Source organism: Slackia sp. (genome assembly GCF_977041755.1).
In genome coordinates this window covers 13,725-38,419 of record NZ_CDRRGL010000006.1, presented here as the reverse complement: position 1 = coordinate 38,419, position 24,695 = coordinate 13,725, and the positions used below count along the sequence as shown (strand labels likewise).

The window sequence follows — 24,695 nt, the reverse complement described above, 5'->3', positions numbered from 1 at the left end:
CAATGTCGAATTCGACGGCGAAACGGTATGGCTGACGAAAGAGCAGATGGCGGCGCTTTTCGGGAGAGACAGGTCGGTGATTTCCCGCCATATCTCTAATATTTTTAGGGAAGGGGAAATCCTCGAATCATGACCACCCTTCAAAAGGGTGGTTTGCTCACGGCCTATAAGGCCGAGGGTTACCGGGCGGCGTCTCAAGGCGCCGCCCTTCGCTTCGTTCAGGGCGCGACCGCCCTTGTCTCTCGCGGGCCGCACAAAGCGGCCTTCGTATTGCCGGCAGCCCCTAAAAGGGGCCGCTCCCTACCTCTTCTTGAACGGATCCTCGTACTCCTTGACGCTGAGCTTGTCCAGCGCGATGTCGTGGGCCTCCTGCTCCCTGATGTACTTCGCTATCGTCGCCTCGTTCAGCCCGACGGTGGAGACGTAGTAGCCCTCGGACCAGAAGTGCCTGTTGCCGAACTTGTACTTGAGGTTCGCGTGCTTGTCGAACATCATGAGCGCGCTCTTGCCCTTCAGGTACCCCATGAAGCTCGAGACGCTGATCTTGGGCGGGATGCTGACCAGCATGTGCACGTGGTCAGGCATCAGGTGCCCCTCGATTATCTCGACGCCCTTGTACCTGCAGAGGTTGCGGAAAATCTCCCCGAGGGATTCCCTGTACTGGTTATAGATCACCTTTCGCCTATACTTCGGAGTGAACACGATGTGGTACTTGCACATCCACTTCGTGTGAGACAGGCTGTTCGCCTGGTTTGCCATGGTGGTCGCCTTTCCGGGCCGGTGCGTCCTGAACAAACGCATCTTACTCCGCTCGGCGGCCGCCCCCAAGGCAAGGGCGGAGCCTTCGACGCGCACCCGCATAGCGGGTGGTTTTTCGTGGCCGCGCTGCGCGCGCCCACAGGCTCATGAGCCTAAAAGAAGGCAATGTGCATTATCTGCACATTGCAAATTCGGACAAGCCGGTCGCGTTCTACAACCTTGATGCCATCATCTCGGTCGCCTATCGCGTGAAATCAAAGCGCGGCGTCGAATTCCGTCGATGGGCAACAGGCGTGCTGCGACAATATGTGCTTGATGGCTACGCAGCAAACAAGCGTCGCCTTGCGCAGTTAGGGCAAATCGTCCAGGTCATGGACCGTATCCCGAGCTCGCTCGAAGCGAGGGACATACTATCGGTCGTCAAAGCGTACACAGGCGCGCTCGATCTGCTCGACGACTACGACCATCGGCGAATCGCGAAGCCGAAGGGCCGCGCGGCGACGTACGTGCTCGATTACGACGAATGCCGAAGCCTTATCGCGTCAATGAAGTTCTCGCGCGACAGCGATCTGTTCGGCGTCGAGAAGGACGACTCCTTCCGCTCGAGCATCGCGGCGATCTACCAGGGCTTCGGCGGGCAGGAGATGTACCCGACCCTCGAGGAAAAGGCCGCGAACCTGCTGTATTTCGTCGTGAAGAACCACTCGTTCCACGACGGCAACAAGCGCATCGCCGCAGCGCTCTTCCTGTATTTCTTGAACATGAACGATGCGTTGTGGGCCGATGGCGCCAAGCGTATTTCCGACAGCGCGTTGGTCGCGCTCACCATCATGACCGCTGAGTCGAAGCCCGACGAGAAAGAGGCTATGGTGGCATTGGCTATGAGCTTCCTTTCTTTGGGGTAGTGCGTAGCGCATGGCGGCAAGAGTAAGATGGGGCGAGGGACACATCCGATTGGGCGTGGCCCTCGTGTTGTATGCGGCGTGCAATTTGGCCAGTTCTGTCCATTCTGTTGTACACGCGTGCGAATGAAACTGGCTAGTATCGTTCCTATCGGGTGAATCGATAGGAGGAAACCATGTATGAGCCGTCGAAAATCATGCAGTCGTTCTTTATCGCAGGGTTTCAATACCACGATGGCGCGTTGGCGCTCAAGAAACTTAAGCCTGGTAAGAAGCTTGAACTCATAGCCGAACCCGACAATCCGCACGACCCCGATGCCGTGGCGATTTACCGCAAGGGTGTGCATCTTGGCTACGTCCCCAGCGATAGCAACGCTACCATCGCGCAGCTGTTGCGTTTCGGCCATGCCAACGTGCTTGAATGCCGCATTATGCAGGTCGACAAAAAGGCCGATCCATGGAAACAAGTGCGCGTGGGAATTTACGTCACCGACAATCGCAAACAGAAAAAGGCGGAATAGCCGTGTGCTCCGCGTTTGGGTAGGGCGCCCCGTTCGAATGGGGCGTTTCTCTTTGTGCATGGGCTGGTTTTCGAAAACGTTTACCCAGCACGCGCTTTCGCGCGGTATCCTACAAGTACTAATGAGATATGAAAGAGGAGCAGCCTCTATGAACGGATTCAATGCATTCGGCGCGCAGGTGGGCGGAAGCCGACCCGCCAAGCAGCAAGACGTTTCGAGCTTGCTGCGCGATGTGGCGCCCCTGGGTTCCCGCGCAGCTGCGAATGCGAGCGATTTTTCGCCCGAGCGCTTGGCCGAAATCGCCGAAAACGAGCGCCGTTGGTCATGGGTCGAGGTCGATCTGGGTGCCATTCGCAACAATATCGCTGTGGCCAAGCGTCGCCTGAAGCCTGGGTGCCGCTTGCTGGCCGTTGTGAAGGCCGACGCCTACGGGCATGGTTCGGTCGAGGTCGCGAAAACCGCGCTTTCCGCCGGCGCCGCCTACCTTGCGGTGGCAACGGTGCAGGAAGGCGTGAAGCTGCGCGAGGCGGGCATCACCGCGCCTGTGCTCATGCTTTCCGAACCTCCCGAGGCGGCTATTCCGCTGCTTTTGAACTACAACATCATGCCGAGCGTGTATACGGCCGAATTCGCCGTCGCCTATGGTGAGGCGGCCGACGCTCACGGGCTGCGCGCGCCGTTCCATTTGGCGCTCAACACCGGCATGAATCGCATTGGCGTGCGCTTCGACGAAGCGGTCGAGTTCGTGCGCCAAATCAGCTTCCATCGCGCGCTCGAACATGTGGGCACGTTCACCCACTTCGCCACGGCCGACTGCCCCGAAACGCTCGATTTCAACATGCAATTCCGCCGCTTCACCGAGGCTATCGCCGACATGCGCGTGGCGGGCATTAATCCGGGCATCGTGCACTGTGCGAATTCCGCAGCGCTTTTGCGCTACCCTGATACGCATCTCGATATGGCTCGTTTCGGCATCTCGCTGTACGGTTTCCACCCGTGCCCCGAAACGGTGGGTTATTTCGATTTACGTCCGGCCATGAGCGTGCACGCGCGCATCACGAACGTGAGCCAGCCTCCCATGAGCGAAGGCGTGAGCTACGGCTTGCATTACCGCTCCACTGGCAGCGTGAAAATTTGCACATTGCCCATTGGCTATGCCGACGGCTACAACCGGGCGCTTTCGAGCCGCGCCCAGGTCATTTACAACGGCCAGCTTTGCAACCAGGTGGGCAATATCTGCATGGATCAGTGCATGTTTGAGATCGATATGCGCAGCCGCGGTACGCGTCCGCGTCTCGACCCCCAAATTGGCGACGAGGTGCTGCTTGTGGGCGCCCAGGGTGGTGCGCGCATCTCAATCGACGACATGGCGGAACAAATCGGAACCATTCCGCATGAGCTGTGCTGCGCGTTCGGCTTGCGCATGCCTAAGGTTTACACGCGCTAAAGAAGGCGAGGGCGCCATGGCCATAGTGAACAGCCATTTTGCAACGGTGCAAGCGAAGGAAGGCGAGAATTCCGCCCAACTTCTGGCCGATATTGAAGGCGTTATTGGCCAGTGCCGCCGGTGCGCTTTGTGCGAAGGTCGCACGAATGTGGTGCCGGGGTTTGGCAACCCCGCCGCCCGCGTGATGCTTGTTGGCGAGGCGCCTGGCAAAAACGAAGATTTGCAGGGGCGTCCGTTTGTGGGCGCCGCGGGGCATTACCTTACCGATTTGCTGGCGCTCGCGGGCCTTTCGCGCGATGAGGTATTCATCGCTAACGTGCTGAAGTGTCGCCCGCCGTCGAATCGTGATCCGCATCCCGATGAAATTGTCACGTGCACGCCGTATTTGCGCGATCAAGTGCGCGCCATCGGGCCGGAATTCCTCGTGACCATGGGCAACTTCTCCACGAAGTTCATTCTGAAAACCGAACGCGGCATCACGCGCTTACATGGACAGGTGACCATGGCGGGGCGCTTCAAGGTGTTCCCCGTGTATCACCCCGCGGCGGCGCTGTACGACCCCACGAAGCAGGTTGCCATCGAAGCCGATTTTCGTTGCTTGGGCGAGCTGCTGAAAGGGTAGGGGGAGAGCGTCGCGCTCGGGCTGGGCTGCGTGCGTGACGGGCCATGGTTCGCTACCGCTCGCCTTTGGCTCGCTATGCGCTCACCTAACGGTGCTTTCATTTTAAAATAAGTGCCGAAATGAACATCGATGGCCCGTTGCGCACGCAGCCCAGCTTGAGCGCGACGCAGCGAAAGCGATTTTAAAAAGGAACTAATGCATGACTGAAGAATTCGACCCGAAAGTGTACTTGCAGCAAGGCGCGTGGCGTGACGTTCGTCTGGGGCTGCATCGTACGGAAGAGCTGCTCGAGCGCCTGGGCCGCCCGCAAGACAGCCTGCGCATCGTGCATGTGGCAGGCACGAACGGCAAGGGGTCGACGTGCGCGTTCACCGCGGGCATTCTGCAAGCGGCGGGCTACAAGGTTGGCCTGTTCACTTCGCCGTATGTTCTGCGCTTCAATGAGCGCATTCAGGTGAACCGCGAAGATATTTCCGATGAAGATTTGCTCGCTGTGGCGCTCGAGGTGCGCGAAGCGGCCGAGCAGATGGACGAGCAGCCCACGGCGTTCGAGCTTATCACGGCGGCGGCGCTGCTGCACTTTGCGCAGGTCGGCTGCACGGCTGTGGTGCTCGAGGTGGGCTTGGGCGGCAGGCTCGACTCCACGAATGTCGTCGTGCCCGAGGTGTGCGCCATTACCTCGATCGCTCTTGACCACACGCACGTGCTTGGCGACACCATCGCCAAAATCGCGCACGAAAAAGCCGGCATCATCAAGGCCGGCATTCCCGTGGTGAGCTACAAGCAGAAGCCCGAAGCCGAGGCCGTTATTATGCAGCGCGCTCGCGAGGTGGGCGCACCGGTGAGTGTGCCGCGCTTCGGTCGCATTCATGCGCATGCGGAAGGTTTGCACCAGGTGTTTTCCTACGACGGCTTCACCGATGTGCGCCTGAAGCTTGCGGGCACCTACCAGTCGAATAATGCCGTGATGGCCATCGAAATTGCCCGTGTGCTGCGCGGACGTGGGTTTGAGATTTCCGATGAGGCCATTAAGGCGGGTCTCGAGGCCACGGTGTGGCAGGGCCGCTTCGAAGTGGTGCGCGACAATCCCACGGTGATTGTCGACGGCGGCCACAACGAGCAAGGCGCCAATGTGTTGGCGGCGAGCTTGCGCGAGTATTTCCCGCAGGGCGGCGTGACGTTCGTGATGAACGTGCTGCGCGATAAGAACTACCAGGCCATGATCGATGCCACGTTGCCGCTGGCGGCGCGCTACTTCTGCGCCGAGCCGCCCGAAAACGAGCGCGCCCTGCATGCTGATGAGCTTGCCGATGCCATTCGCGAGCGTGAGCTCGAATTCGAGGGCGTGCACGATTACTGCGTGCAGCGTTTGCAGGTGCAGGCCTGCCCGTCGATCGCGAATGCGGTCGAGAGCGCCGTCGAAGCCGCCGGCCCCGACGGCGTGGTGTGCTGTTTCGGCTCGCTCTACGCCATCGCCGACGTGATGGCGGCATTAAAGGGGCTGTAGCGACTTCGCGCTCTAGTTTTGGCGGAAATTGCCGTGCAGGGCATTTTGGTCTGTTCTTTTACGCTGTGAGGCATGTGATGGGAATAACGAAAACGCCGTCGTCGCGTCGCATCGCGAAGCCGCCAGGCGTGATCACGGCGCAAAAAACGGGCTCGCCGATGGCATTTGTATCGATTTTCTCGCGAAGCCGTACGAGGCTCTTCGCGCCTTCGTCGACGAGCGACGTGCCGAGCTTCATTTCGAACAGCGCGTATCTCCCGTCGCGAGGCTGTACGACGGCATCGGCCTCGTGTCCGGCTTCATCGTGGTAATGGAATATCTCACCGTTGTTCGCCTGCGCATATACACGCAGGTCGCGAACGCAGAGTGACTCGAATAACAGGCCCATGGTCGCGGTGTCGAGCAAAAGCGACTCGGGGCTTGCTCCAAGCGCAGCGGCGGCGATGGAGGGCAAGCGAAGTGACGAGTCGGCGTTTTCGTGATGCGCGATTTGGCGCGCAAAGTGGGTGTCCATGCAGAAAGTTCCTGGATAACATACAGCCTTCTCAGGGCTGCGAGATAGCCATTCACGGTATCTCTCGACAGGTCTATGTCGCGCGCTTTGAGATCCTTCAGGATGGTCGACTGTGTCGCCTGCGAGGCCGTAAGTCTTGCGTATTCGCGTAAGATGAGTCGCGCATATTGGGGGTTGCGCGTCACGCCATCGGCGCGGGAGATATCCTGCTCGGCGATGGTCGTGACGTAGTCGGAGGCCATTTCGAGTGCGGCGCTTTTGTTCGATGTGGTTACGACGCGCGGCCACCCGCCTCTGCAAATGAGGTAGGCCATGTCTTCGATATCGCATTCTGAATGTCCGAAGCAGTCGACCTCGCCGTTGAAAAGAGCTTCGAGCGGCACTTCCACAGTAGAGTCTTTTGACTCCGTGAGACTCATCGGGCCCATGTCGATGGACGCTATGCGTCCCGCGCCGGAATGCGAGGGCAGGGAAGTGGGGATCGAAGAGCCGGTGAGCAGAAATAGCCCCGGTTTGCTGCTCTGGTCTACGGAAAAACGTACGGCGCCCCAAAGCTGCGGGGCTTCCTGCCATTCGTCGATGCCGCTTGTGCCCGTTCATGGCTTATCGTCGAACGAGGTGCGATTTAAAACCTCGCGTTGGAAAGCATGCATAGGATGGCATAATCCAAATATGCTGGATTGAAGCGCCGATTGCTTTGCGGAAGGGGCCTCCATGGAAGAAAAGAAGCTCACGGAAAAACTAATTCTCGCTCTAGCTGCGCTTACGAGCTGGGAAGAAAAGGCTGCTGGCGTTCCCTATCGTCGTGCGTGGCGTAGTTATGATTTTGGCGCGCTTGATACTCTTGCCGAGAAGGGTTTTGTCGATTTCTCCTATAAAGCGAAATCGCTGCATCTCACCGAAGAAGGTTATGGGGCCGGAATCGAATTAGCTGAGGCGTTCGCTCAGATTTGCAACGAGGGAAACCAGGAGCCATGCAATGAAGCGCAGCAAGTGAAAAAACCGGCGGGGAATGATTTCCCCACGTTTGCTGAGCTAGAAAATGATTTGTATGCGATATACGCGAGGACTCTGGCGAAGTATGCGATGTCAAGTGCTCCTCGCGGTCCTATTCCGCCAGAGGAAAGGCCGCAGTTCATCCCCGTCGAAAATCGCAAATTGCTCGACGATCGCGCTTTTCGCATTCGAATCGACCTCGATCTTGAGGGACTGCATTCTTGCTGGCGCGAGATTCTGGTACCTGCCGCCTGTACGTTCCTCGATTTGCATATTGTCATTCAGCGAATTTTCAATTGGTATGACGAGCACCTGTTCAGCTTCACGACGAAATCGCGCGGAATGAAGCTCTACATCGATGAAGATTTATTCATCGATGCCGATGCTGATTGCTACGAGCCGGAAGACGTTGCTATTGTTGAAGCCTCTACCGTTCGGCTCGGTGATGTATTCGGTAGGACGAAAACAGCGAAATATTCGTACGACTACGGCGACGGTTGGGAACACAAGGTGAAGGTTGTCGAAATCATTTCGGCATCGGATACCGTTGTTCCACAATTGCTCGATGGCGAAGGCGATGCTCCGCCCGAGGATGTCGGTGGACCAGGCGGTTTCGAGGCGTTTCTCAAGGTTATGACCGACAAAGCCGACCCCGAGCACGAATGGATGGCGGAGTGGGCCAAAGACCAAATGTGGGAGCCGTTTGATTTGGCCGAAAAGCAGGCCGAACTCGAAGACGGTTTTGCGGAAGACCGACGTCTGTGGCTCGAGCGGATCGAGAATGGAAAAGCGGAATGCCTGTAGCTCGGTTGGCTATCAATCTGGCTATACGGAATCGGTAATTTGACAGGTGCTGTATCGCAAATCTGTCGCGTAATCCAAGATGCTGGCATTCATCTTGGTATACTTGTTAAAAGGAGCCTGATGCAAGGGCTGTGTCGAGAAGGTGATTGGTGAAGCGAATGTCGCATTGGGCTTTGTGGGCAGCTTCGATTTCGGGGACTTTAGCCCGACCACGTCCACATTCTGGTCAGCATACCGCCCAAGATCAGCGTGTCCAGCTTCATGGGCTACCTCAAGGGCAAGAGCGCGCTCATGGTGCTCGACAGGCACGCCAACCTCAAGTACGAGTTCGGCAACAGGTACTTCTGGTCCGAGGGCTACTACGTGTCGACCGTCGGGCTCAACGAGGCGACGATCGCGAAATACATCCGGGAGCAGGAGGCCCACGACATCGCCCTGGACAAGCTGAGCGTCAAGGAGTACGAGGACACCTTCAAGAGGGGGTAGGGGCGCCCCTTTAGGGGCTGCCGGGTAATACGAGGGCCGCTTCGTGCGGCCCGCGAGAGTCAAGGGCGGTACGGCTTGAACGAAGTGAGAGGCAGCGCCTTTAGACGCTGCCGGCCCCCCTCGGCCTTATAGGCCCAGAGCAAACCATCCCTTTGAGGGGTGGTTCATGATTTCCTCGGCTTCTTTTGGCGGAGATGCAAGTCGTGCTAGACTATTGCCGTCTGCCTGCATGCGGAGGAGAAGGGAAGGCGGTTCGTGCGTATCGAAGCTTTGGCGTTGTTTCTCTCGGTGGCCCAATACCGGTCCATTTCCCATGCGGCGCGCCAGCATTACATTTCCCAGCAAGGGGCCTCGGCTATGATCAAGAGCCTCGAGCAGGAATGGGAAGTGGCGCTGTTCGACCGAACGCCGACGGGGCTGCAGCTGACGACTACGGGCCGCGCCATCGCGAAGGAGGCTGCGGCCGTGCTTTCCGCCTATCGGCGCGTGCAGATTGCCGCCGCGCTGGAATCGGGCGCCGAAAGCGACGAGCCGCTCATCATCGTGACGATGCCCTTTGTGACGAACCGCCTGGAGGTGCTGTTCTCGGAATACGAGGCCATGGCCGCCGGTGCGCGCCTGCGCATCGTGGAGCGAAGCCTCTTCGAAATTGTGGACACTTACGAGGCCGACAACGCCGACGTGCTGTACCTCATCGCGCTGCCGGCTTTCATGCAGCGCATGGCCGAGCGGGTGCAGCAGAGTTTCAGGCCCCTCGTCGTGTGCGAGCTCATGGCGGCGTGCGCGCGCACCCATCCGCTGGCCAACCGCGAGTTTGTCACGCCTGCGGAACTGTGTCAGGTGCCTCTGGCCTGCTACAACGAGGAATTCCTCATGCGCATTTTGGGGCACCTTGTCGGGCGCCGATGCCCCGACGTGCAGATGCGCACCTCGAACCCGGCCATGATCGGCCGCGCTGTGGCATCGGGCGAGATGGTCACGTTCACTGATTCGCTGTCGGTGTTCCTCGATCGGCCCGATGCCGAGACGGTGATCGTACCCATTCGGGACAGCGTGTTCTTCAGCGTCGGCGTGTTGGGCGAACCCGAGCCGGGGAGTGCCGCTGCGCGTTTCGTCCGTTTCTTCGAGCGATATCTGGCCACCTCGTGCGCTTCTTATATGGCGCGGCACGTGGCCGACGGCGCAGAGGCTGGGGAAGGGGAGCGCCTGTGAAGTTCGTGCGTTATGAGATAAACGACGCCCTGTGCCGCCGCTGCATGGCCTGTCTGAAGGCGTGTCCGCGCGGAGCGGTGCGGCAGTTGCCCGACCACCGTCTCGCCATCGACCAGGACCAATGCGACCGTTGCGGCACCTGCGCGAAGCGCTGCAAGCTGCGCGCCATCGCCATGCGCCGGGGGCTGTTCCGCTAGACTGAAGGCCGCAGGCGTCGCCCTCGTTTTCCGCGGCGCGCCCTGCGTTATGTTGCCGCGCTCCTGGGTTGTTTCCGCGCCCTGCTTTCGCCGTCTTCCTCCCTTCCGCCCACATTTTTTTGTTGTGGGCTGTACCCGCTCTTGCTGTTTGCGCTGGGGCCCGCGCGTCCCCCACAATGACGCCCAAGGGTATTTCAAGGAAAGGAGGACGGATGGAGTCGGTTATTCCTTTGCCCGACGGCGGCAAGATCGTCAAGACGAACTGCTTCGAGTGCCACGCGAAATGCGGGGTGCTGTGCGAAGTGGACAAGGATGGCGAGCTAGTCAGCGTGAAGGGCAATCCGGAAGACCCGCGCAGCGAGGGCCGCATGTGCGGCAAGGGGCTTTCGGCGACGAAAATCCTGTACGACCCGGAGCGGCTGCGCTGGCCGCTGCGGCGCAAGGGCGAGCGCGGTGCGGGACAGTGGGAGCGCATCACCTGGGACGAGGCCCTCGATTGGCTGCAGGAACGCGTGGAAGCGCTCACGGCCGAGTACGGTGCCGAGACTATCGCCTACGGCCAGGGCACGGGTCGCGGCACCAACCAGTGGACGGGCCGCGCGGGCAACGCCGGCGGCCGCGTGCACCACAGCCTGTCGCCGGGAAACATCTGCCTGGTGCCCATGATGGTGCAGGCGTTTCTGCAGTACGGCATGTTCCCCACTTTCGACGGGTGCGATTTCGATCACGCCGACTGCATCGTGTTCTGGGGCGCGAACTCCGTGTGGACCGAGCCCACCTACACCTCGGGCCAGGTGGGGCGCAGCCGCGACCGCGGGGCGAAGCTCATCGTGATCGACCCGTTCTTCGAGCATCCGCTGGCGGCCAAGGCCGACCATTTCGTGGGGCTGCGTCCGGGGTCGGACCCGTATCTGGCCATGGCGTGGCTGAACGTCATCATGAACGAGGATCTATACGATCACGAGTTCACGCAGAAGTTCACCAACGCGCCCATGCTGCTCATCGAGGGGGCCAACGTGCCGCTGAACGGGGCGCTCGTGGAAGAAGGCGGCAACCCCCAGAGCATGCTCGTGTTCGACAAGAAGTCGGGCGGATTCGTGGACATTCACACCCCCGATATCGACGAGGACATGGACTACCACGGTATGGTGAAGCTGGCCGACGGCACTGAGGCGCCCGTCACCACGGTGTGGCGCGCCCTGAAAGCCCGCGTGGACGAATGGACGCCCGAGCGCGCCAGCGAGATGTGCTGGGCCCCGGCCGAGGTCATTCGCGCGTCGGCCCGCACCTACGCCGCGGCCCCGGCGGCCACCATCAACGTGTTCCAGGGCATCGAGGAGCAGACCAACTGCAAGGACACCCTGCAACTGGTGAACATCATCATTGCCATCTGCGGCAACCTGGAGAAGAAGGGCGGCAATTTGTCGATGCCCTTCTGGAACCAGATGGGGCCGCTCACGGGCGCCGATCCGGAAACTCAGAAGGAACTGCGCATCGTGAACGACAAGGCGAGCGGCAGCGTGTACGGCATCTCGAACCCCACGGCGGTGTTCGAGGCCATGCGCACGGGCAAGCCCTACCCTGTGCGCGGCTACATCATGGTGCAGGGCAACCCACTTTCGTGGTCGGAGAACACGGCGCTCGTGAAAGAATCGCTCATGAGCCTCGATTTGCTCGTGTGCATGGACTACTACATGTCGCCCACCTGCGAGCTGGCCGATTTGGTGCTGCCCTCCACCCACTGGACCGAGCGCGATTACCTGGCCGATGAGGTGTGCAGCGAGTGGGTGTTCGGCCAGCAGAAGGCCGTGGAGCCGTTGTACGAGCGCAAGAGCGACGTGTGGTTCTGGCGCGAGTTCGGCCACAGGCTGAACCCCGAGTGGTGGCCGTGGGAGACCGACGAGGAGCTGTTCGATTGGCAGCTCGAGCAAACCCATGCGGGTGTGACCTGGGAAGAACTGAAGAGCAAATGGATCCATCACGTGCCGCAGATGCCCTCGCGCGATTACCGCGCAAACGGCTTTCCCACGCCTACGGGGCGGGCCGAGCTGTACTCGGTGGTGGAGCTCATCATGGGTGCCGACCCACTGCCGGCGGCCAGCGAGCCGAAGGAAAGCGTGTTCTCCACGCCCGATATCGCGGCGGATTACCCACTTACGGGTATCACGGGGCGCCGGTATCCCATCTACTACCATTCGGCCTACCGCGGCATTCCGCATCTGCGCGAGATTGTGCCTGAGCCGCAGGTGATCTTCCACCGTTCCATCGCCGAGGAACAGGGCATCGAGTACGGCGAATGGGTGTGGATCGAGTCGCCCACCGGCCGCATCACCATGAAGGCGCGTCCCACCGACGGCCTCGACCCGCGCGTGTGCGTCATTCCCCACGGGTGGTGGCAAAGCTGTGAGAAGCTGGGGCTGCCGGGGTATCCCGACGGCATGAGCAACGCGAACATGCTCACGAGCGACCGGGTGTACAACGACGAGTTCATGACCCCGGGCCTGCGCAGCACGCTCTGCCGCATTGTGAAGAAGAAAGGCGGTGAGTAGCATGGCCGCATCGAGCAAAAAGCACTACGGCATGGTCATCGACCTGGACAAATGCACCGGGTGCCAGGCCTGCGCCGTGGCTTGCAAGATGGAAAACGATGTGGATTTGGGCGTGTTCTGGGAGCGCGTGTACCGCATGGGACCCATCGGCAACTACCCCGACCAATTGGAGATGTTCTACTTCCCAAACCAGTGCATGCACTGCGAGAATCCCAGCTGCATCGAAGTGTGCCCCACCAAGGCCACCTACCAGACCGACGACGGCATTGTGCTGGTGGACGCGAACCTGTGCTTCGGGTGCCAGTACTGCATTTGGGCCTGCCCCTACGAGGCGCGCACGCTGAACCCCAACACCAAAACTGTGGAGAAGTGCATCCTGTGCGTGCACCGTCTGGAGCAGGGCGAACAGCCCATGTGCGCCTACACCTGCACCACGGGCTGCCGCGTGGCCGGCGACATGAACGATCCGGAAAGCGAGATATCGCGCGTTCTGGCCGCCAACGAAGACCGTATCTTCCGCGTGCACCCCGAGTTCGGCAACAAGCCGTCGGTGGTATACCTGCTTCCCCGGAAAGGAGCTGAGACGCTATGCAAATCCATTGGCCGCTCGTAGTGTCCACTGCGTGCCAGCGTGTGGGCCTGGGCCTGTTCATCTGCGCGTTTGTGCTGGGCTCTCCCGTGCCTTTGTCGGTGGTTGCGTGGATTACTCTGGGGTTGCTGGCAGTGGGAGGCATCGCCTCCATCTTCCATCTGCAACGACCCCAGCGCTTCTTCAACGCGTTCTCGAATTTCAAGTCGCATCTCACCCAGGAGGCGTTCATTACGCCCTTCCTCGGCCTGGCGCTTCTGGTGTGCGGGCTGAACGGCGTGCTGTACGATCTGGGAGGGGCCACGTTCGTCGTGGGGCTCGTGACAGCGCTTTTGGCCGCGGCGTTCCTCGTGTGCACGGGACTCGCCTACCAGATGGGCTCGCGGCCGGCGTGGAACACGCCCTTCGTGCTGGCGTTGTTCCTGCTGACGGCGCTCGAAGCGGGCATGATCGGCGTCGTGGTGCTGTGGCTGGCATCGATCGGGGCTGTGCCTGCGCTCTTTGTGGGGCTCGCGCTGGTGGCCGTGGTCGCGTGCGTGATCTGCCAGGCTGCTTACGTGAATCGCATGAGGCACGTGGGCTACGGCGTGAACGTGAACACCACTGAGGCGCCCTACCGGCCGACGTTCATCACGTGGGTGGTAACGGGGGCCGTCGTGCCGCTGCTGGCGTTGGCGCTCGTGTTCGCCGTGCCCGCAGCAGCGCTTATGCTGGCGCTGGCGGCGTGGCTCGCCTGCGCCGCGGGCATCGCCGCGTGGACCGTCCTCTTCTTCAAGGGCGCCCATAAGGTGAAGATGTTCCCCATGTACCCGGTGGACTTGAATCTGGACATGTAGCGCTGGCATTACACGAAAGGAATTCTTATGACCGAGAAGAAATTCTACGGCTGGAAAGTCGTTGTCGTGACGGCGGTGCTGTATGCGCTGCTGGGCAATTTCGGGCTGGCGGCCGCGCAGATCACCATTCCCGTGATGGCGCTGGACCCCGCCGTGGGCATGGATCGCACCATGATCGGCATCGGGTTCACGGTGTTCATTCTCATGCAGGGCTTGCCGGGCCCGCTCATCGGCAAATTCGTCGAGAAGTACGGCGCAAAGATGGCCTTCATCGCCAGCTCGGCGCTCATTATTCTGACGGGCGTGCTGCTCGGCCTGTTCGCCGGGGCGAGCACGGCGGCCTACATCGTGCTGTTCGGTGTGCTGCTGAGCTTCTCGAGCACCCTGGGCGGCCAGGTGGCCACCCAGACCACCATCGGGAGCTGGTTCGTGGTGAAGCGCGGTCTGGCCATGGCGGTCACTATGGGACTCGGCGGTGTGGTGGCGTTCTCGTTCCCGCTCATCGCCAACGCAGCCATCGGGCAGGAGGGGAATTGGCCCATGGGCTTCTTCCTTATCTCCGTGATGGGGGCGGTGTCCCTGGTGGTGGCGCTGCTGTTCATGCGCAACAAGCCTGCCGACATGGGGCAAGTGCCCGACGGCTTGGCTGCCGTGGCTGCGGCAGAGGCTGCGGGCGCTGCGACGGGTGGGCAGCCGCAATCCGCCGAGGGTGCAGCGGCAGCCGTTGCCGACAAGACCAGCGGCGTGTTCAAGAACCCTGCTTCCATGACCCAGGGCCAGGCCTTCCGCACGGCGGCATTCTGGTTGATTCTGCTGGCGTCGCTGTCCATCTTCATCGCGCTGAACATGGCGGTGTCCTCGGCGGTATTGCACTTCAACGGGCTTGGCATCGATCCGACGGTGGTGGCCGGCGCCGTGGCTGTGCAGGGCATTGCCGCCGTGGCGGTGAACCTGGTGATCGCGCCTTTGGCCGACCGCATCGAGCCGGCGCGTATCTTGGGCGTGTGCGCGTTTTTGACGGCGGTGGGGGCTCTGTGCGCGTTTTTGGCGCAGCCGGGAGATGTGGTCATGCTGTACGTGTACTACGTGCTGCTCGGTCTCGGCTTCGGTGGCAACACGAGCGTGATGCCCACCGCCTTCGCCAACTATTTCGGCATTGCGAACTTCCCGAAGATCATCGGCACGGTGCTGCTGCTCCTGTCGCTTCTGTCGGGGCTCGTGCCCACTATCGCCGGCATGGTGTTCGACGCCACGGGCGCCTACACCACCATGTTTGCCGTGGTGGCCGTCATTTGCCTGGTGGGCACCGTCGCCGGCTTCCTCGTGCGCTTCCCGAAGCGCGGGTAGGGACGGTGTCGGGTCCCCGGCCTTTCGCACTCGGCTGGATTTCCCACGGGGCGCCTCTCTGGGGCGCCCCGCTTTTGTTTCGCTCGGTTTTTCCGCGGCGGCGTGCATGTCGGGCTTTGTTGTAAACGCTCCCAAACCTGCTCAATGCTCGTAGCGTTTGGCAGGTTTGGGAGCGTGGGCGCGCGAGTGAATCACTCGTCAGGCCCTTCAGCGGATGTGCTAAACGCTACGAGCATTTAGCACATGGTTTATTTCCCTTGCACCATGGTGAGGGAAATCTTCTTGCGGTCGCGGTCGACCTTTTCTACCCATACGTTCACGGTGTCGCCCACGCGTACCACGTCGCTCGGGTGCTTCACGAAGCGATTGGCGAGTTTCGAAATGTGCACGAGGCCGTCTTGGTGCACGCCGATGTCGACGAACGCGCCAAAATCAACCACATTGCGCACAGTACCTTTCAGCTCCATGCCCGGCTCAAGGTCGTCAATCGAAAGGGCCGAGCGACTGAATACGACTTCGGGAGCATCGTCGCGTGGGTCGCGACCAGGCTTTTTCAGCTCGTCGATAATATCGATGAGCGTCAGAATGCCGCAGTCGAGTTGCCCGGCCAGCTCGGCCACGCTGCCCGCGCGCTTCTCGATGTCGGGAATGCCTCCGCGTTCGAGTTCGCTCGCCGACACGCCGGCCCGCTTGAGCACCTCGGTTGCCACCGGATAGCTCTCGGGGTGCACGCTCGTGGCGTCAAGCGGGTTTTTGCCGCCCGCGATGCGCAGGAAGCCCGCGGCATTCAGGTAGGCCTTCGGCCCCAGCTTGGGAACCTTCTTCAGTTCGCGGCGGTCGGTGAAGGCGCCGTTTTCCTCGCGATAGGCCACGATATTTTTAGCCACCGTCGACGTGATGCCCGAAACGTAGCTCAAAAGGCTCGCGCTGGCGGTGTTCACGTCCACGCCCACGCGGTTTACGACGTCTTCGACCACATATCCCAGCGTGCGCGCAAGTTCGGCCTGGTCGAGGTCGTGCTGGTATTGGCCCACGCCAATCGATTGCGGCGGAATTTTCACGAGTTCGGCCAGCGGGTCTTGCAGGCGGCGGCCAAGGCTCATCGCGCCGCGCACGGTCACGTCGAGGTCGGGGTATTCCTGGCTTGCCAATTCCGATGCCGAATACACCGAGGCGCCGGCTTCGTTCACGATGGTGTAGCGCAAATCGGGCGCCTGCTCGGCGATGAATTCCGATACCACCTCCTCGGTTTCGCGGCTTGCGGTGCCGTTGCCAATCACGATGGTGTTCACGCGGTCTTTCTTCACGAGGCGCGCCAGCTCGCGCTTGGTGCCCGCTACGTCGCCGCGCGGCTTGGTGGGGTAGACCACGCCGTGGTCGAGCAGCTTGCCAGTTTCGTCCATCACGGCAATTTTGCAGCCGGTTCGATATCCCGGGTCGAGCGCCAGCACGCGCGCGCCGCGCACGGGACGCGCCGACAGAAGGCCTTCGAGGTTTTTGGCGAACACGTTGATGGCCTCGGTTTGCGCGCGCACGGTGAGCTTCGCGCGGGCCTCGCGTTCGAGCGACGGCGCCATGAGGCGCTTGTAGCCATCGGCGATGGCGGAATCGAACACAGGCGCGAACACGCCGTGACGGCGCGGCCAGCGGGCGCCCAGGCGTGCGGTGGCTTCGTTGGCGTCGACGTTCACGCGCACACGCAGCTTGCCCTCGCGCTCGCCGCGGTCAATCGCGAGCACGCGGTGGTTGGGAATCTTGCGCAGGGGCTCGTCGTAGTTGTAGTACGGCTCGTAAGGGGTCGCCTCGTCGGCGTTAGTGGCCTCGACCACGATGTCGGCAGTGTTGTGCGTGAACGCGCGCAGGTCGGCGACGCATTCCGGGTCTTCCGCGACGGTTTCGGCCACGATGTCGCACGCGCCCGCGAGCGCTGCCTCGGGCGTGTCGAAGCCGGTTCCTTCCGATATATATGCTGCGGCCGCGTCGAGGGCCGAGCCTTTCGCGGACGCCTGTATAATGATCATGTTCGCGAGCGGCTCGAGTCCCGCTTCGCGCGCTTTCTGCGCGCGGGTCAGGCGCTTTTTGCGGAAAGGCTTGTAGAGGTCTTCAACGCGCTGCAGCTGCTCAGCTTCGCGGATTTGGGCCTCGAGCTCGGGCGTGAGCTTGCCTTGGGCGCCAATGAGCACGATGACGTCTTCTTTTCGCTGCTCAAGGTTGCGTAGATACGACAGCCGCTCGTCGAGCGTGCGCAGCGCGACGTCGTCCATGCCGCCTGTGGCTTCTTTGCGATAGCGCGCGATGAAGGGAATGGTATTGCCCTCGTCGATAAGCTTGACGGTCGCTTCGACGTTGTGGGCCTTCAAATTGAGCTCGCGCGCGAGCTGTTCAATCAGATTCATAGAGCTCCTCTTAATTGTGGAGCGCTTATTGTACGCGCACCGTTTCGGCGCCTGCGCATTTGTTGCCCGAATGTGTTAAATGCTCGGAACCTGCTAAATGCTCGTAGCGTTTAGCAGGTTCCGAGCATTTAACAGGTCGCATTTCAAAACAGGGATTTCCTTGCGTTTCTGAAGCATTCACGGGCGCTTCAAAACTCGCCAAAATAGTTTGACTAACTAAGTAATATCGATATACTTCGGTCTCGAGCTTTTCTGCGGGCGCCGCGTTTGATGCCCGACGCGCGCAGAAGCGCTGCCTCGAAAACCCCGTTTGTGGGGCAGTGCACGACAAGGGAATGCGGCGCCAAGCTGGCATGCATATCGCGTGCGAACAGCCGCATTCATGCGAGACCGCTCGCCGCTTCCCTCGATGTCGCCCGACTGAAGGAGCAGTTTGTGAAAATCGCCATTGTCACCGATTCGACGTGCGATTGGGCGTTCGATGAGTTCGCCCGCCGCAACGTTGAGATGGTGCCGTTGAAAATTTGTTTTAGCAACGAATCATTCGCCGACCAAATCGAAATTTCGACCGACGAGTTCTATGACCGCATGATTGCCGCGGTCGACCTCCCCAGCACCTCGCAGCCTTCGCCGCACGACTTCGCGAAGTTGTTCGAGCGCTTGGCCGAAGAGGGCTACGAAGGCGCCGTGTGCCTGCACATCGCCCTTCCGCTTTCGGGAACGCCCCAGGTCGCAGGCATTGCCGGGGCCGATGCCCCGCTCGACGTGCGCGTGGTTGACACGCGATGCGCCACCGCTCCGCTCGGCCTTATGGTCGACGCCGCCTGCGAGCTGCGCGATTCCGGCGCAAGCCTCGACGAGATGTGCGAGAAGCTCGTTGCTTTCCGCGACGCGACTCGCACCGTGCTCGTTCCCGAATCGCTCGACAACCTGGTGCGCGGCGGGCGCTTCCCCGAAGAGGCCGCCAAGCAGGCCAGCGTGTTGAACATGCGCATGATGCTCACGTTCAACGAGGAAGACGGCAAGGTTGGCGTGATCGGCAAGTCGAAGGGCTCGAAGGGCGCCATCAAAGATACCGCCGCATTCATCGAAAACTATGCCGCCGAACACGGCCGCACCCGCCTTCGCTTGGTGCATTGCCGCAACCCAAAAGCGGTAGAAACTTTGATAGACACGCTAACTAAATCTAAGGTAGACTTCGAGGTAATATCGATTGACCCGTGCGGCGCGACCATCGCAACGCACCTGGGCATAGGCGCATTCGGCGTGGCCATGGCACCCGCCGCGCGCTGCGAATAGAAAGGTTCGGAATGGAAGCGAGCTCGGCGAGGGAGCAAAGGCAGGAAGTCAACGAGCTTCTTGTCGAAACGTTCAACAGCATCTTGCGCGTGGAGGAAGATGCGTTGAAGAATCGCCTGACCCGCGGCCTCACGATTTCCGAAATTCACACCATTCACGCCATCGGCCTGAACGGCGCAAGCCCCATGAATGTTGTCGCCTCGCGCCTCGATGTGACGCTTGCAACTCTCACGGCGGCTATTGGCAAGCTTGTGACCAAGGGTTTTGTGCAGCGCACGCGTTGCGAGGCCGATCGTCGACAGGTGCTTGTGTCGCTCACCAAGGAAGGCAGGAAGGCCTACCGCGCTCACGAGTTGTTCCATCGCCAAATGGTCGATGCCGCGCTCGACGGGCTCACGCCCGAAGAAGAGGCCGCGTTCGCGCGAGGGCTCTCGAAGGTGAAGGCGTTCTTCGAGCAGCACTCGTAAGGCGCCGGCCTGCGCGAAACGATTCACGAAAAGAAAGAGTTGGGCGTGTTCCCCTCTCTTTTTTAGGCAAATATAGTTAGATAACCTAACAATTAGAAAGGCTAAAGAAATGACCACTCTCGAAACCATCCAAGAGATCCTGAACGAGAACCTCGACATCGATCCCGCCACCGTTGCCGCCGATTCCACGTTCGAGTCGCTCGGCATCGATTCGCTCGACATGGTTGAGCTTGTGTGCGAGATCGAAAACCGCTTCGACATCGAGCTTGGCGAAGCCGAGGGCCTCGACACGGTTGGCAAGCTCGTCGACTACATCGACGGCTTGAAATAAGGCGCGCATTCCGAGCGAATTGTCGGCCGGGGCTTCGTCGTAGCGGAACCGCGCGATGCGTTTTGCGCGAGTTCCGCACGAGCCGAGCAGTTCAGTGGGCTGTTCGTGCGAGTTCAGGACTGTTTGAGTTGAGCGAAACGTATCACGTGGTTCCGCCATGGCGGGATGCGACGAAAGAGGGACCTTCATGAACACCCGCGTAACAGAACTTCTGGGCATTCGCGTGCCCATCATCCAGGGCGCCATGGCCCGCATCGCCGACGGCAAACTCGCCGGCGCGGTGTCTGCGGCGGGCGGCTTGGGCATCATCGCCTGCGGCGGCGCTCCGCTCGAATGGATTGAAGAGCAGGTGCGCATCGCTCGCGAAATCGCCGGCGACGCCCCCATCGGCGCGAACGTCATGCTCATGGACCCGCAGGCGCCCCAGGTGGCCGAGCTGCTCGGTGAGCTGCACGTCGACGTGGTTACCGCAGGTGCGGGCAGCCCCGCGAACTTCATGGCGGCGTGGAAAGAAGCCGGCATCAAGGTGGTGCCGGTGGTGGCGTCTTCGGCGCTCGCCGCGCGCATGGAGCGCATGGGCGCTGACGCGGTGGTGGCTGAGGGCTGCGAGGCTGGCGGCCATATCGGCGAGCTCACGACCATGGCGCTCATCCCCAGCGTGTGCGACGCCGTGCGCATCCCTGTGATCGCAGCGGGCGGCATCGCCGACGGCCGCGGCATGGCGGCTGCGTTCGCGCTGGGCGCCGAGGGCGTGCAGGTGGGCACCCGATTCCTCACGGTTGAGGAATGCGGCATCGCCGACGCGTATAAGGAACGCGTGCTGAAGGCCAAGGATTCCGACACGGTGGTGACGGGCCGCGGAAGCGGGCACCCCGTGCGCGGCTTGAAGAACAAGTGGGCGCGCGCGATGCGCAAGCTCGAATGCGATGCCGCCGCCAACTCCGACGAGCTCGAAGGCATGTACGCCGGCTCGCTTCGCCGCGCGGTGGAAGGCGACGTCGATGGCGGCTCCATGATGGCCGGTCAGTCGGCGGCGCTTGTGCATGAGCGCAAAACCGCAGCTCAGGCAATCGCCGATCTTTTGGCCGATGCGGAAGTTCGCGGCGGCCTGAACCTGCAGCAGCTCGCGTGCGCCAACGCCCAGCGCGCGGGCCGCGCGGCGTGCGCCGCGGAAGGGAAGGAATAACCCATGGGTGTCGCATTTCTTCTGAGCGGCCAGGGCGCGCAGAAACCTGGCATGGGCGCGGCCCTGATCGAGCAGGGCTCGCCCGAGGTGGCGGAAACCTTTGCCATCGCGAGCGAGGCCTTCGGGTTCGATGTGGCCGACGTGTGTCTGAACGCTTCCGCGGAAACGTTGCGCGACACCGCGTTTGCCCAGCCTGCCATGTGCACGCTTTCCGTCGCCGTTGCCAAAGCGCTTGAAGCCCGCGGGGTTCGCCCCTCATACGTGGCGGGCTTCTCGCTCGGGCAAATCGCGGCGCTTGCGGTAAGCGGCATGGTAAGCGAGCGCGATGCGTTCCGCATCGCCGCCTTCCGCGCGAAGGCCATGGCCGAAGCCGCGGCGGCGCGCCCAGGCTCGATGTGCGCGCTGCTCGGCGGCGAGCCTGAAGAGGCGAGCGAAGTGTGCTCGAGCGCGGCCCAAATCGGCGTGCTCGTGTGCGCGAACTACAACGCGCCTGGTCAGATTGTTATTTCGGGCGACGTAGCCGCTGTTGATCGCGCGGCTTGCGCCTGGAAGGAGCGTCCGCGCCATAAGGCGTCGATGCTCGCGACCTCGGGCGCGTTCCACAGCCAGCTCATGCAGCCGGCGGCTGAGACGCTTGCGGAATTCCTCGAAGAGATTGAGTTTTGCGAGGCCCGCACGCCGCTCGTGTGCAATGTGGATGCCCGGCCGCTTTCTGCGGCCGACGCTCGCGCGCACCTGGCGAGCCAGGTCACATCGCCCGTTTTGTTCGAGCAAAGCGTGCGCTGGCTTTCTGCGCAGGGCGTCGACGCGTTCGTGGAATGCGGCTTCGGCGGCGTGCTCACCAAGCTCGTCAAGCGCATCGACCCTGCCGCAGCGCGATTCGCGCCCGTATCCCCTGAAGAAATTGCCCAGGTCGCAAGCGAGTTTGCATGCGATGGCGCCGAATAAGAAGGAGCTTCCATGACTGAGACGAACACGGTATCGCCGGCCGCCCCGCGCGAATGCGCGGTGGTTACGGGCGGCGCCCGAGGCATCGGAAAGGCGGTGTGCGAAGCACTTGCGGCGCGCGGCTACAACGTGGCCGTGAACCACTCGCACGCCGGCAGTGCCGAAGCGGCCGCCGAGGTGGCGGCAAGCCTTCGCGAGCGCTTCGGCGTGGAGGCGGCGGCCATTCAGGCTGATGTTTCGAGCTTCGATGCGGCGGCGGGCCTCATGCAGGCGGCGCGCGAGCAGCTCGGTGACGTGAGCGTGCTCGTGAATAATGCGGGCATCACGCGCGACGCGCTGTTCCTGCGCATGAAGGAAGACGATTTCGACCGCGTGGTCGCCGTGAACCTGAAGGGCGCGTTCAATTGCTGCAAGGCGGCAGTGCCCGCCATGTGCAAAGCGCGTCGCGGCCGCATCGTGAACATATCGAGCATTTCGGGCTTGCACGGCAACGTGGGCCAGGTGAACTACGCCGCATCGAAGGCGGGCATCGTGGGCCTTACCAAGTCGCTCGCGCGCGAGGTCGCGCCGCGCGGCGTAACCGTGAACGCGGTGGCGCCCGGCTTCATCGTGACCGACATGACCGATGCCGTTCCCGAGAAGGTGAAGGAATCGGTGCTCGGCAACATTCCCGAGCGCAGGTTCGGCCAGGCGAGCGAAGTGGCGAGCCTCGTGGCGTTCCTCGCGAGCGACGACGCCGCGTATATTACCGGCCAGGCAATTGAGATTGACGGAGGTTTGGCGCTGTGACGTGCGAAAAGAGTGAATTCCTGAAGGCCGACGGCTCGCGTCGCGTCGTAATTACCGGCATGGGCGCCATCTCTCCCGCGGGCACGGGCGTCGATGCACTGTGGGACGCGGTGTATTCCGGAAAGCAATGCATCGCGCCTATCACGCGCTTCGATGCGTCCGAGTTCGCCGGGTCGCTTGCTGCCGAGGTGCCGACCTTCGACGCGGCAGCGTGCGGCATGTCGAAGAAAGAGGCGCGCCGTTTCGCGCTGTTCGTGCAGTACGCCATCGCCGCTTCGGAAGAGGCGTGGGCGCAGGCGGGCATCGACATGGAGGCCGAAGACGCCACGCGCGCGGCATGCGTGTGGGGAAGCGGCATTGGCGGTTTGGAGGAATTCCAGCGCGGGTGCGACACGCTTGCGCAGAAGGGTCCCAAGCGCGTGAATCCCCTGTTCATTCCTACGATGATCGAGAATATGGCGGCGGGCAACCTGTCTATTCGCTTCGGGCTGAAGGCCGATTGCCTCTCGATTGTGACGGCGTGCGCGACCGGTACGCATTGCGTGGGCGAGGCGTACCGCCTGATTCGCCACGGCTACGCCGATGTGGCGCTTGCTGGTGGCAGCGAGGAATCCATCTCACCCATCTGTCTGGCGGGCTTCGGTAATTTGGGCGCGACCTCGAAATCGACCGACCCGGCAGCGGCGTCGATGCCGTTCGACGTGAACCGCGGCGGCTTCGTTCCGGGCGAAGGCGCGGGCGCATTGGTGCTCGAATCGCTCGAGCACGCCGTGAACCGCGGCGCGACCATTCTGGCGGAAGTGGCCGGTTTCGGTTCGACGGGCGACGCGTATCACATGACGGCGCCCGAGCCGTCGGGCGAAGGCGCGGTGCGCGCGATGCGCCAGGCGCTTGCCGAGGGCGGCTTCACGCCCGACGACCTGGGCCATTTGAATGCGCACGGCACGTCGACCCATGCCAACGACGCCATGGAGTCGGCCGCGCTGAAAGCCCTGGTGGGCGAGGGGCGCGCGGCGGATGTGCCTGTGACTTCGGTGAAGGGCTCCATTGGTCACGCGCTTGGCGCGGCTGGCGCCCTTGAGGCCATCGTGTGCGCGCTTTCGGTGGGCAACGATTGCGTGCCGCCCACGGCGGGCACGTGCGAAATCGACCCCGAGTGCGGCGTGAACGTGCCGCTCGCTCCCATCGAGGGCTACAAGCAGAAGGTGGCGCTGTCGAACTCGCTGGGCTTTGGCGGCCACAATGGTTCGCTGGCTATTGCCCCGTATACGGGGCAATAGCGGCCGACGCTGCGCTGGTCTCTCGCGGGCATCTTGCCGTTCGAGTCTCGCGTATGGCCGCGAAGGCCAATGCGTTTTGCCCTTCGTGGCAACCTGCTCCGCGAGAGACCTTGCTCGTTGACGTTGGGTTCGGAATCACGACGTCCGACGTTGAGAGATGAAGCGACTTTGCGGAATGCTTCGTTGCTGGTGTTTGGTGCGGTTGGATGTTCGTTGATGAATCAGGCGCATTCGCTTTTTAATTTGGAAGGGATAGACCCCCCCATGGCAATAATGTATCCGTGTGGACGCGATGGGATTATGGCGGTTCTGCCGCATCGCGACCCGTTTTTGTGGCTGACGCGTGTGGTGGAATGCGTGCCTGGCGAACATATTGTTGCTGAGCTCGATGTCGACCCTACTTTGCCGCTGTTCAATGGGCATTTTCCTGAGCACCCCGTTTTGCCGGGCGTCATCATTATGGAGGCGCTTGCCCAGGCGGCAAGCTTCTGCGTGCTTGAAGCGCGTGGGGCGGAGGGCGCAATCGGTTTCCTAACGGGGGTCGATAAAGCGAAGTTTCGCCATCAGGTTCAGCCAGGTGACACCCTTCGCTTGGAGGCCGACATCGTGAAGTCGTCTTCCCGCATGGTGGTGGCCGAGGTTGTAGCGACCGTCGACGGCAAGGTGGCCGCTTCCGCCACTCAGAAGTACGTGTTGGCGTAGGCGCGAGTG

General features: G+C 61.7%; 23 protein-coding genes and 2 pseudogenes. 21 read left to right on the top strand and 4 right to left on the bottom strand.

The window, feature by feature from the left end:
• Positions 1-300: 300 nt before the first annotated feature.
• Positions 301-759 carry an IS200/IS605 family transposase gene (gene tnpA / locus ACWI8T_RS01430; protein WP_449137674.1) on the bottom strand — a complete coding sequence of 153 codons (459 nt, stop codon included), beginning with the start codon at positions 757-759 and terminating at the stop codon, positions 301-303.
• A gap of 167 nt (positions 760-926) precedes the next feature.
• Between tnpA (ACWI8T_RS01430) and rhuM the strand changes: the two genes are divergently transcribed.
• The 5 genes from rhuM (at position 927) to ACWI8T_RS01405 (ending at position 5,758) form a co-directional block, all read left to right on the top strand.
• The gene (gene rhuM / locus ACWI8T_RS01425; RefSeq protein ID WP_449137673.1) at positions 927-1,664 is read left to right on the top strand and encodes a RhuM family protein; all 738 of its coding nucleotides are present in this window, start codon (positions 927-929) and stop codon (positions 1,662-1,664) included.
• A 173-nt stretch (positions 1,665-1,837) separates the two neighbouring features.
• Positions 1,838-2,182: an HIRAN domain-containing protein gene (locus ACWI8T_RS01420; protein ID WP_449137672.1), complete on the top strand. Its 345-nt coding sequence runs from the start codon at positions 1,838-1,840 to the stop codon at positions 2,180-2,182.
• 148 nt (positions 2,183-2,330) lie between these two features.
• Positions 2,331-3,629 carry an alanine racemase gene (gene alr, locus ACWI8T_RS01415; RefSeq protein ID WP_449137671.1) on the top strand — a complete coding sequence of 433 codons (1,299 nt, stop codon included), beginning with the start codon at positions 2,331-2,333 and terminating at the stop codon, positions 3,627-3,629.
• 16 nt (positions 3,630-3,645) lie between these two features.
• Entirely contained in the window at positions 3,646-4,251 is a 606-nt protein-coding gene (locus ACWI8T_RS01410; protein WP_449137670.1) for a uracil-DNA glycosylase family protein, read from the top strand.
• 199 nt (positions 4,252-4,450) lie between these two features.
• Positions 4,451-5,758, top strand: a complete 1,308-nt coding sequence (locus ACWI8T_RS01405) for a bifunctional folylpolyglutamate synthase/dihydrofolate synthase (protein WP_449137669.1) — start codon at positions 4,451-4,453, stop codon at positions 5,756-5,758.
• Positions 5,759-5,816: 58 nt separating this feature from the next.
• Here ACWI8T_RS01405 and ACWI8T_RS01400 read toward each other — a convergent pair whose 3' ends face one another.
• A complete protein-coding gene (locus tag ACWI8T_RS01400; RefSeq protein ID WP_449137668.1) occupies positions 5,817-6,272 on the bottom strand; it encodes a DUF4143 domain-containing protein in 456 nt (151 codons plus the stop codon).
• Positions 6,272-6,853, bottom strand: a pseudogene (locus ACWI8T_RS01395) (ATP-binding protein); the annotation flags it as partial. The gene ACWI8T_RS01400 and the pseudogene ACWI8T_RS01395, both read right to left, overlap by 1 nt.
• Before the next feature lie 133 nt (positions 6,854-6,986).
• Between ACWI8T_RS01395 and ACWI8T_RS01390 the strand changes: the two are divergent.
• From ACWI8T_RS01390 to ACWI8T_RS01355, 8 genes and pseudogenes are all read left to right on the top strand, one after another.
• A complete protein-coding gene (locus ACWI8T_RS01390; protein ID WP_449137667.1) occupies positions 6,987-8,072 on the top strand; it encodes a DUF6429 family protein in 1,086 nt (361 codons plus the stop codon).
• A 204-nt stretch (positions 8,073-8,276) separates the two neighbouring features.
• Positions 8,277-8,558: pseudogene (gene tnpA, locus ACWI8T_RS01385) on the top strand (IS200/IS605 family transposase); the annotation flags it as partial.
• A gap of 255 nt (positions 8,559-8,813) precedes the next feature.
• Entirely contained in the window at positions 8,814-9,770 is a 957-nt protein-coding gene (locus ACWI8T_RS01380) for a LysR family transcriptional regulator (RefSeq protein ID WP_449137666.1), read from the top strand.
• Positions 9,767-9,967, top strand: coding sequence for a 4Fe-4S binding protein (locus ACWI8T_RS01375; RefSeq protein WP_449137665.1), 201 nt, complete (start codon positions 9,767-9,769; stop codon positions 9,965-9,967). The genes ACWI8T_RS01380 and ACWI8T_RS01375 overlap by 4 nt, the downstream gene beginning before the upstream one ends.
• Before the next feature lie 212 nt (positions 9,968-10,179).
• Positions 10,180-12,516 (top strand): molybdopterin-containing oxidoreductase family protein, encoded by a 2,337-nt coding sequence (locus tag ACWI8T_RS01370; protein ID WP_449137664.1) that lies wholly within the window; start codon positions 10,180-10,182, stop codon positions 12,514-12,516.
• 1 nt (position 12,517) lies between these two features.
• Positions 12,518-13,129, top strand: a complete 612-nt coding sequence (locus ACWI8T_RS01365; RefSeq protein ID WP_449137663.1) for a 4Fe-4S dicluster domain-containing protein — start codon at positions 12,518-12,520, stop codon at positions 13,127-13,129.
• The gene (locus tag ACWI8T_RS01360) at positions 13,105-13,941 is read left to right on the top strand and encodes a dimethyl sulfoxide reductase anchor subunit family protein (RefSeq protein ID WP_449137662.1); all 837 of its coding nucleotides are present in this window, start codon (positions 13,105-13,107) and stop codon (positions 13,939-13,941) included. The genes ACWI8T_RS01365 and ACWI8T_RS01360 overlap by 25 nt, the downstream gene beginning before the upstream one ends.
• Positions 13,942-13,968: 27 nt before the next feature.
• A complete protein-coding gene (locus ACWI8T_RS01355) occupies positions 13,969-15,288 on the top strand; it encodes an MFS transporter (protein WP_449137661.1) in 1,320 nt (439 codons plus the stop codon).
• A gap of 248 nt (positions 15,289-15,536) precedes the next feature.
• Here the strand turns inward: ACWI8T_RS01355 and ACWI8T_RS01350 are convergent, their stop codons facing one another.
• Entirely contained in the window at positions 15,537-17,684 is a 2,148-nt protein-coding gene (locus ACWI8T_RS01350; protein ID WP_449137660.1) for a Tex family protein, read from the bottom strand.
• A gap of 435 nt (positions 17,685-18,119) precedes the next feature.
• Between ACWI8T_RS01350 and ACWI8T_RS01345 the strand changes: the two genes are divergently transcribed.
• The 8 genes from ACWI8T_RS01345 to fabZ all read left to right on the top strand — a co-directional run bounded on the left by ACWI8T_RS01345 (position 18,120) and on the right by fabZ (position 24,686).
• Positions 18,120-18,983 carry a DegV family protein gene (locus ACWI8T_RS01345; protein WP_449137659.1) on the top strand — a complete coding sequence of 288 codons (864 nt, stop codon included), beginning with the start codon at positions 18,120-18,122 and terminating at the stop codon, positions 18,981-18,983.
• An 11-nt stretch (positions 18,984-18,994) separates the two neighbouring features.
• On the top strand, positions 18,995-19,450 hold the full coding sequence (locus ACWI8T_RS01340; protein WP_449137658.1) for a MarR family winged helix-turn-helix transcriptional regulator: 456 nt from the start codon (positions 18,995-18,997) through the stop codon (positions 19,448-19,450).
• Positions 19,451-19,559: 109 nt separating this feature from the next.
• Entirely contained in the window at positions 19,560-19,781 is a 222-nt protein-coding gene (locus tag ACWI8T_RS01335) for an acyl carrier protein (protein ID WP_123219903.1), read from the top strand.
• Between the two features lie 187 nt (positions 19,782-19,968).
• Entirely contained in the window at positions 19,969-20,967 is a 999-nt protein-coding gene (locus tag ACWI8T_RS01330) for a nitronate monooxygenase (RefSeq protein WP_449137657.1), read from the top strand.
• Positions 20,968-20,970: 3 nt separating this feature from the next.
• Positions 20,971-21,915: an ACP S-malonyltransferase gene (locus tag ACWI8T_RS01325; protein ID WP_449137656.1), complete on the top strand. Its 945-nt coding sequence runs from the start codon at positions 20,971-20,973 to the stop codon at positions 21,913-21,915.
• Between the two features lie 12 nt (positions 21,916-21,927).
• Complete coding sequence (gene fabG, locus ACWI8T_RS01320; protein ID WP_449137655.1) at positions 21,928-22,704, top strand: 3-oxoacyl-[acyl-carrier-protein] reductase; 777 nt, start codon at positions 21,928-21,930, stop codon at positions 22,702-22,704.
• A complete protein-coding gene (fabF, locus tag ACWI8T_RS01315; RefSeq protein WP_449137654.1) occupies positions 22,701-23,984 on the top strand; it encodes a beta-ketoacyl-ACP synthase II in 1,284 nt (427 codons plus the stop codon). Before fabG ends, fabF begins: the two co-directional genes overlap by 4 nt.
• A gap of 264 nt (positions 23,985-24,248) precedes the next feature.
• Positions 24,249-24,686 carry a 3-hydroxyacyl-ACP dehydratase FabZ gene (gene fabZ, locus ACWI8T_RS01310; protein ID WP_449137653.1) on the top strand — a complete coding sequence of 146 codons (438 nt, stop codon included), beginning with the start codon at positions 24,249-24,251 and terminating at the stop codon, positions 24,684-24,686.
• Positions 24,687-24,695: the final 9 nt, after the last annotated feature.

Coding starts and splice junctions, on each gene's coding strand:
- ACWI8T_RS01405 (WP_449137669.1), top strand. CDS start 4,451: ATGACTGAAGAATTCGACCCGAAAGTGTACTTGCAGCAAGGCGCGTGG.
- fabG (WP_449137655.1), top strand. CDS start 21,928: ATGACTGAGACGAACACGGTATCGCCGGCCGCCCCGCGCGAATGCGCG.
- alr (WP_449137671.1), top strand. CDS start 2,331: ATGAACGGATTCAATGCATTCGGCGCGCAGGTGGGCGGAAGCCGACCC.
- ACWI8T_RS01420 (WP_449137672.1), top strand. CDS start 1,838: ATGTATGAGCCGTCGAAAATCATGCAGTCGTTCTTTATCGCAGGGTTT.
- ACWI8T_RS01400 (WP_449137668.1), bottom strand. CDS start 6,272: ATGGACACCCACTTTGCGCGCCAAATCGCGCATCACGAAAACGCCGAC.
- ACWI8T_RS01370 (WP_449137664.1), top strand. CDS start 10,180: ATGGAGTCGGTTATTCCTTTGCCCGACGGCGGCAAGATCGTCAAGACG.
- ACWI8T_RS01350 (WP_449137660.1), bottom strand. CDS start 17,684: ATGAATCTGATTGAACAGCTCGCGCGCGAGCTCAATTTGAAGGCCCAC.
- ACWI8T_RS01330 (WP_449137657.1), top strand. CDS start 19,969: ATGAACACCCGCGTAACAGAACTTCTGGGCATTCGCGTGCCCATCATC.
- ACWI8T_RS01365 (WP_449137663.1), top strand. CDS start 12,518: ATGGCCGCATCGAGCAAAAAGCACTACGGCATGGTCATCGACCTGGAC.
- ACWI8T_RS01390 (WP_449137667.1), top strand. CDS start 6,987: ATGGAAGAAAAGAAGCTCACGGAAAAACTAATTCTCGCTCTAGCTGCG.
- ACWI8T_RS01355 (WP_449137661.1), top strand. CDS start 13,969: ATGACCGAGAAGAAATTCTACGGCTGGAAAGTCGTTGTCGTGACGGCG.
- ACWI8T_RS01410 (WP_449137670.1), top strand. CDS start 3,646: ATGGCCATAGTGAACAGCCATTTTGCAACGGTGCAAGCGAAGGAAGGC.
- ACWI8T_RS01325 (WP_449137656.1), top strand. CDS start 20,971: ATGGGTGTCGCATTTCTTCTGAGCGGCCAGGGCGCGCAGAAACCTGGC.
- ACWI8T_RS01335 (WP_123219903.1), top strand. CDS start 19,560: ATGACCACTCTCGAAACCATCCAAGAGATCCTGAACGAGAACCTCGAC.
- tnpA (WP_449137674.1), bottom strand. CDS start 759: ATGGCAAACCAGGCGAACAGCCTGTCTCACACGAAGTGGATGTGCAAG.
- ACWI8T_RS01340 (WP_449137658.1), top strand. CDS start 18,995: ATGGAAGCGAGCTCGGCGAGGGAGCAAAGGCAGGAAGTCAACGAGCTT.
- fabZ (WP_449137653.1), top strand. CDS start 24,249: ATGGCAATAATGTATCCGTGTGGACGCGATGGGATTATGGCGGTTCTG.
- ACWI8T_RS01360 (WP_449137662.1), top strand. CDS start 13,105: ATGCAAATCCATTGGCCGCTCGTAGTGTCCACTGCGTGCCAGCGTGTG.